The sequence below is a fragment of the uncultured Pedobacter sp. genome (assembly GCF_913776295.1).
Taxonomy (GTDB): domain Bacteria; phylum Bacteroidota; class Bacteroidia; order Sphingobacteriales; family Sphingobacteriaceae; genus Pedobacter.
Genome location: NZ_CAJYOJ010000053.1, coordinates 179,860 through 186,590 on the forward strand (window position 1 = coordinate 179,860; position 6,731 = coordinate 186,590).

5 protein-coding genes are annotated in these 6,731 nt (G+C 38.7%); 3 read left to right on the forward strand and 2 right to left on the reverse strand.

The features are described 5' to 3' along the window. Positions 1–5 precede the first annotated feature (5 nt). Entirely contained in the window at positions 6–974 is a 969-nt protein-coding gene (locus QZ738_RS11670) for a phosphatidylinositol-specific phospholipase C (protein ID WP_293787694.1), read from the reverse strand. A gap of 171 nt (positions 975–1,145) precedes the next feature. On the opposite strand from QZ738_RS11670, the gene QZ738_RS11675 reads away from it, so the two are divergent. The 3 genes from QZ738_RS11675 to QZ738_RS11685 are packed head-to-tail and all read left to right on the forward strand — an operon-like array spanning position 1,146 to position 4,039. Beyond that, positions 1,146–2,330: a glycosyltransferase family 87 protein gene (locus tag QZ738_RS11675; protein ID WP_293787696.1), complete on the forward strand. Its 1,185-nt coding sequence runs from the start codon at positions 1,146–1,148 to the stop codon at positions 2,328–2,330. Then, positions 2,327–3,259 carry a glycosyltransferase family 2 protein gene (locus QZ738_RS11680; RefSeq protein ID WP_293787698.1) on the forward strand — a complete coding sequence of 311 codons (933 nt, stop codon included), beginning with the start codon at positions 2,327–2,329 and terminating at the stop codon, positions 3,257–3,259. The genes QZ738_RS11675 and QZ738_RS11680 overlap by 4 nt, the downstream gene beginning before the upstream one ends. Continuing rightward, positions 3,260–4,039: a polysaccharide deacetylase family protein gene (locus tag QZ738_RS11685; protein ID WP_293787700.1), complete on the forward strand. Its 780-nt coding sequence runs from the start codon at positions 3,260–3,262 to the stop codon at positions 4,037–4,039. Between the two features lie 173 nt (positions 4,040–4,212). Here QZ738_RS11685 and QZ738_RS11690 read toward each other — a convergent pair whose 3' ends face one another. Then, complete coding sequence (locus QZ738_RS11690) at positions 4,213–5,979, reverse strand: S8 family peptidase (protein ID WP_293787706.1); 1,767 nt, start codon at positions 5,977–5,979, stop codon at positions 4,213–4,215. Between the last annotated feature and the right edge of the window lie 752 nt (positions 5,980–6,731).

Below are 6,731 nucleotides of genomic sequence, written 5' to 3' on the forward strand. Positions count from 1 at the left end.
CAAGATTAGAAATTTGTATTGACAATTAATTGGCTTCTACCCGAATCAACAAAATCAAGTGGAATAATACCAAATTTGCCATGGGTATTATTGGTAAAAAAGGTGGTAAGTTTTGGGTTTACCGAATTCGACACCGTAGTAATGCTTGGGATACTGAATACACCAGCTTTATAACCACTTGCATAGTTCAGGTAAAGTTTATTCGAGTTATCATTTTTGGCTTCATTTAACAAGGTTTCGATTCTCGTCCACTTGGTATTTACATCGTTAACATTGTAAAAATCCTGAACCTTTAAATTTGCAGCAGCATTATTAATTTCGAAAGTGGTATTGTCTGCCCATGCTGTTGCATCAATCCCTTTTGGCGATGCTCCGGAAAACCTTCTCAACAATCTGATTTTCCCACGGATACTGCCCAAAGTTGGAATGTTGTTTCCTAAATCCCATTTACCTGGATTTTGCTGTACATAACTGTCGAATGTTTGTTCAAAAGAACGGCTATTATTTGATGGGGTATGTTCTTCTTTTACGCTCATAATAATGGCTTCGGTAGGGTGACTATTCAGGAAATTGATGCAGGCATTCAGCACGTCGTTAAAATTAAGATTTTGATAAATGGCGCCGTGATGAATGGCAAAAGCATTGTCGATGTGCCTGCAGCGGATATCAAGGTAACGTACGCCTGCATTTAACTGATCGGCTATGCTCAGATTCTGACATTTAGCAGTGCCAGAAACGGGTTCGACAGTAGCGCCTGAATCGTGCGTACCCGGGATAGAAATGAGCGCTATGCTGTTTTGATCGGCAAGTACGCTCATCCAGTTGTTAAGCGAAAAACTTGATAAAGCCGCACTTGGATTTACATTTTCTTTAAGTTTTGGTCCGGAAAATTTTTCAGTTTCTTGTTGTTCTTTTTTACAGGCGCTAAAGGTAAGCACCAAGGCCACAAAAAGTGGTAGTTGTAATTTTCTCATAGTTTTTTAAGATTGATGATTCATTTGGTTCAGCTTAATAAAACTAGTAAAATGATTTACTAAATCGATATACTATGAATAATTTCATAATTAATTAATATTGACCCGCTGGTAACACGATCTGTTTCGTGTTGACGTAACGAAATAGTTATATTGCAGCATCAAATTACAATGAACATTTTTACAAAAAATAAGCTTAGCAAATTCTCTTCATTATTCTTAAATAAGCAATGTGTATTTGCTGTTTATCTCCTATTGGCCTTAGTAGCTGGTTTTAAGCAATATAACCATCACTCTTACAATAATTACCTGATTTTTAAATATGTATATTGGCATACTGCAGACCTGCAGAATTTGTATCAGAATTATGCCGAATACCGGGACAGTAACCATTACGGGCCGGTATTTTCCATTTTCATAGCGCCATTCGCCCTATTGCCTGATGGGTTGGGCTGTATACTGTGGAACATAACCAATGTAACGATATTACTTTGGGGCATTTACAGCCTGCCTATTTCGCTGAAAAAACGTACAATAATCGCATGGATCTGTGCCCACGAAGCCCTGACGGCTCTCTTCAGTTTCCAGTTTAACATTGCCCTAACGGGACTAATTTTACTTAGTTTCTCTTATCTGATTAAAAAGAAAGAAGTACAATCTGCTTTTTTTATTGCAATAGGAACATTGATTAAACTTTACGGCATTGTTGGATTGGCATTTTTCTTCTTTACTAAAAACAAGTTTAAATTCATCGTGGGTTGCTTTATCGCATTTCTGGTATTGTTTGTTCTGCCCATGCTTATTTCATCACCGGCCTTTGTTATCCAATCATACGCAGACTGGTATCACTCGCTTGCGCATAAAAATGACTTAAATGCCTCGTTAACTTCTTTTCAGGATATTTCATTGATGGGCATCGTAAGGAGAACTACCGGAAATATCAATATTCCGAATACCCCGTTTTTGCTGGGTGGATTAATATTGTTTGGTTTGCCTTATACCCGTATCAATCAATACAAACATTTAGGTTTTAGATTGCTGTTACTTGCCTCAACATTGATTTTCACGGTGATATTTAGTAGTGGCTCAGAATCGCCTACCTATATTATCGCTTTTGCAGGAGTGGCCATTTGGTTTATGGCACAGCAAAACCGCAAAAGCGGATGGATCATTGCCATGTTTATTTTTGCGTTTATATTAACCAGCTTATCGCCAACCGATATTTTCCCGAGGCCGGTTAAAGAATTTATTCGTCTATATTCGCTTAAAGCCCTACCTTGCGTTATCATTTGGCTAACTATAATCTATCAAATGATGAAAGAAGATTTTGAGTCTTATCTGATTGCCGATAAATGAATAAATTAGTTTCTATAGTAATCCCTGCCTACAACGAAGCCGATAATATTTTTGTAATTGCCGAAAGTATTAAAAAAGTTTTTTCAACCATCGATTATGATTACGAAATTATACTGGTTGATGATGGAAGCGCCGATCATACGCTTGAAAAAATAAAGGATTATGCTTTAACGGCAAATAATATTTTTTTCCTGGAATTTTCTAAGAATTTTGGTCACCAATTGGCTGTTAAGGCAGGAATGGATCATGCTTTTGGTGATTGTGTAATTTCGATGGATTGCGACATGCAACATCCTCCAGAATTGATTCCCGATATGATTGCAAAATGGGAAACCGGTTATGAAGTCGTTTACACCATCCGTGAAGATGATAAAAATTTATCCAAAGGTAAAAGAGGCTCTTCCAGCCTGTTTTATAAGGTATTAAACTGGCTTTCTGATATTGATTTAGAACCTGGAGCAGCTGATTTCCGGCTACTCGATCAGCGGGTTGTTAGTGTTTTCCGTAATTTTCATGAAAACGAACCGTTTCTTCGTGGTCTGGTAAAGTGGCTGGGTTTTAAGCAATACGCTATCAAATATCATCCGGCGGCACGTTTTTCGGGGAAAAGTAAATATACCCTCAAAAAAATGCTTAGGCTGGCCTTGCATGGTGTAACCTCTTTTAGCATCAAACCACTCTACACGGCAGTTTATCTCGGTTTCATCCTTTCGTTTGCTTCCGTATTATATATACCATATATCATCTACGCTTTCGTTAACCATGTAGAAGTTTCCGGCTGGGCATCCGTAATTATGACTATTGTATTTTTTGGAGGATTACAGCTTATTATTCTGGGGATAATAGGTATTTATGTGGGTAAAATGTTTATGCAAACTAAAAACCGCCCGAATTATATTATCCGTTCATCCAATATTCAACAAAAATAAATGGTACTGTTAAGTTTTGATATCGAAGAGTTTGATATGCCTTTTGAGTATGGAAAAGACATTTCTTTTGAAGATCAGATTGCCATTTCGAAAGCAGGAACCATTGCCATTTTAGATATCCTGGATAAATACAATGTGAAAGCTACTTTTTTCTGTACCGTTACCTTTGCAGAAAATATCGCCGATCTGATAAAACGGATTACCGAAACCGGACACGAACTCGCTTCGCATGGTTATTATCATTCTGATTTTAAACCAGAACATTTGCTTCAGTCAAAGCTAAAGCTCGAAGAACTTTCAGGTAAAGAAATTATGGGTTACCGCATGGCAAGGATGATGCCTGTTGATGAAAAGGAAATTGAGAAGGCCGGATATGTTTACAATACCTCTATTAATCCAACTTATCTGCCCGGACGGTATAATAATTTCAATATTTCGCGAACGCATTTTATGAAAGATAACGTCCTTCAGATTCCTGCCTCCGTTAGTCCATTGATTCGTTTTCCGTTATTTTGGCTCTCTTTCCATAATCTGCCTTTAGGCATTTACAAAAGCTTAGCCAGCTGGACTTATAAAAAGGATCAATATCTGAATATCTACTTTCACCCATGGGAATTTACCGATTTAAGTGATTTTGAACGCTTTGGTTTCCCTGGTTATGTCAGGAAGAATACGGGCATGAAAATGATTGAGCGCATGGAAGCCCTTATTGCATGGATGAAAGCAAAAAATTACCCATTTGGCACCTTCCGGGAGTTTATTAAAAGTCTGGATTCTTAGATTTTAAGGGTATTTTCATTCAGGGCATTAACCAGCGTGTTCAGCCCTCTGCCCGTTGCAGTCGGGCGGGCGAAGCGACATTCCCGAATGTGCATTCGAGGGATACAGCAGAGCACGGTAACAAGCCTATACAGCTGCAATGAACCCTGTGCTCCACAAACTAAAAACCTATCTTATTTATAAGTCTCCGCCAATTTCAGTGCGTTATAGGCATTAACAATCCCACCACTTACACAAATTTCACTAAAAGGTACACGGGTGTTTTCGCCTCTTTCATTTTTGTATTTCACCTTATGCGCTACTTTTGAAACCGATTTCATGATAATTTCCCGTACTTGTGCTGGCTTTAAATCCGGATAATAACTTAAAATCAATGCCGCTAAGCCGGCCACTACAGGCGAAGCCATACTCGTTCCATCTGCCTCTTCATATTTATTACCAGGAACCGTTGAGTTGATTAAAAATCCGGGGGCAAAAACATCTACAGTATATTTGCCATAATTGGAGAAACTGGCCTTCAGATTATCATCATCCTTGTAAGCACTGGCACCTACTTCTATCCAGTTACCGGCATGAGGCAGATTAAACTTTGCAGAGTCGATTGGTATAGGTTTTACGAATGTAGATCGTTCATAAGCCGGCCTCATACCCCTTCCGTTATTTGGTGTCATAGGCTTAGGTGGCGTAAAATCTGGTTTGCTTGGTTTTTTATTGGCTTCTTTATAAGCTTCTGCGGCTTTGCTATCGAAAAATTTATTAGGAAAATTCTCTTCAATATCGTTGTTCTGGTTATCATTTCCGGCGGCATGCACTAACAATACCCCTTTAAGTTCAGCATACTTTACTGCAGAATCTACCGCCTTTTTATCCCATTTATAACTTTTACCAAAACTCATATTAATTACCTTCGCGCCATTGTCTACGGCATACCTGATACCATTGGCCACATCTTTATCACGTTCATCACCCGTCGGTACCACCCTGATCGCCATAATGCTTACCTGATTGGCTACTCCCATAATACCGATTGAATTAGTGCGATCGGCACCAATGATTCCTGAAACGTGCGTACCATGAAAAGCATCCGGACCTTTTACATCATTATTTCCATAATCCTTTTGATAGGAATTGCTGTAGTCATCACCAACTAATTCTGCACGCATGTCATACTTAGGATTTAAATTGTACTTCAACATCGCATCGTATTGCTTGTACCCTTCTTTAATGCTCTTATAAAATTTCTCGAAACTTCCATCTTCCCTTGCGCCTTTTCTGATGATGGTTTTAACCTGCTCTTCAGTTTCATCATCAGGTTTATAGCGATCCACATCATCCATCGTTGGAATTTCTCTTTTACTGATCTTAGCTACCGTATCCAAAACTTTGTTAATGGCTATTAAAACAGAAAAAGTATTGCTGGCATCTTCGTATTTTTTACCAAAATCGCCAACCATTTTCTTGTATAGTTTAAATTCCTCTTTCTGCGAACTGTCCAATGGTGTTAAATTGGTTGTTGATTGGTATTTCGGGGTATAAATTCTTAATAACCGAACGAGTTCTAAATTATCGAACTCTAAATTGCCTTTTTTAGAGCCAATAAAATTCCAGCCATGAATATCATCAATATAACCGTTACCATCATCATCTATTCCATTTCCAGGAATCTCTTTTTTATTTGTCCATAAAACACCTCTTAGATCAGGATGTGCAGTATCTACACCACCATCTATTACGGCTACCACAATATTTTTTTTAGGTTTTTTATCTTTTAAAAGTTCGCGATATGCTTTCTCGGTGCTGATACCAAAATAGCCATTTTCCAGTAAATCAAGGTTAAACCAATTTGCAGGGAGCTGTACATTTTTACTTTGAGCAAAAACACTAAAATTGATACACCAAATAAAGGCAAGAAAGATTAACTTTTTAATATCTACATTCATCATCATAACATGTACGTAATACTACAATAATACGGTTTTATTATCTTGAGGATCTAAGATTTTACATTTTTTAACAAGAGGTGAATGATCATCAACTGGAGTGCAGAAGAAGTACAACTAGATCAAAGCTGATGTCACACTGCAATCTTAGGCCATACAAGGGTCCAAAAATATAAATGCTTTACTTTTTGGAGCGCAGTTTCCTGTGCGTTTAGGTTGGCTCCGGTCCTGCTGTACGCTTTATCCTTTTGGAGATCTTATTTTCTGAACAATCTTTTCCTACCCAAAAGGGATGCCGCTCCCATCAGGGCTATCGTGAAGGGTAAGATGGAAAACGGTGATGGAACATACTCTGCGCAGATCAGCGTGATCTGCGGGACAATCCTTTCAGTCTTTTACCACTCATGGTTAAAAGAGCATTTGATTTTTTTAGGAGCGCAGTTTCCCGTGCATTTAGGTTGGCTCCGGTCCTGCTGTACGCTCTATCCTTTTGGAGATCTTACTTTTTGAACAATCTTTTCCTATCCAAAAGGGATGCCGCTCCCATCAGGGCTATTTAACCCGGGACAAAAATTAGAAGATGGGAAAGCCGGAAAAATCTAAAACGGTGATGGAATGCTCTCAACGGAGATCGGTGTAATCTGCGGGATACAAGCTTAGCGCCCTAACGCCGTAATGCCGGGAAACCGCGCTATGCACTGCGCGCCATGCTCTATGCGCTGCGCTCTGCCCATAAAACAAGAAAGCCCTTC

Bases quoted from the DNA above. Each gene is read 5' to 3' on its own strand.
- QZ738_RS11690 (WP_293787706.1), bottom strand. From the start codon at position 5,979: ATGAATGTAGATATTAAAAAGTTAATCTTTCTTGCCTTTATTTGGTGT.
- QZ738_RS11670 (WP_293787694.1), bottom strand. From the start codon at position 974: ATGAGAAAATTACAACTACCACTTTTTGTGGCCTTGGTGCTTACCTTT.
- QZ738_RS11685 (WP_293787700.1), top strand. From the start codon at position 3,260: ATGGTACTGTTAAGTTTTGATATCGAAGAGTTTGATATGCCTTTTGAG.
- QZ738_RS11680 (WP_293787698.1), top strand. From the start codon at position 2,327: ATGAATAAATTAGTTTCTATAGTAATCCCTGCCTACAACGAAGCCGAT.
- QZ738_RS11675 (WP_293787696.1), top strand. From the start codon at position 1,146: ATGAACATTTTTACAAAAAATAAGCTTAGCAAATTCTCTTCATTATTC.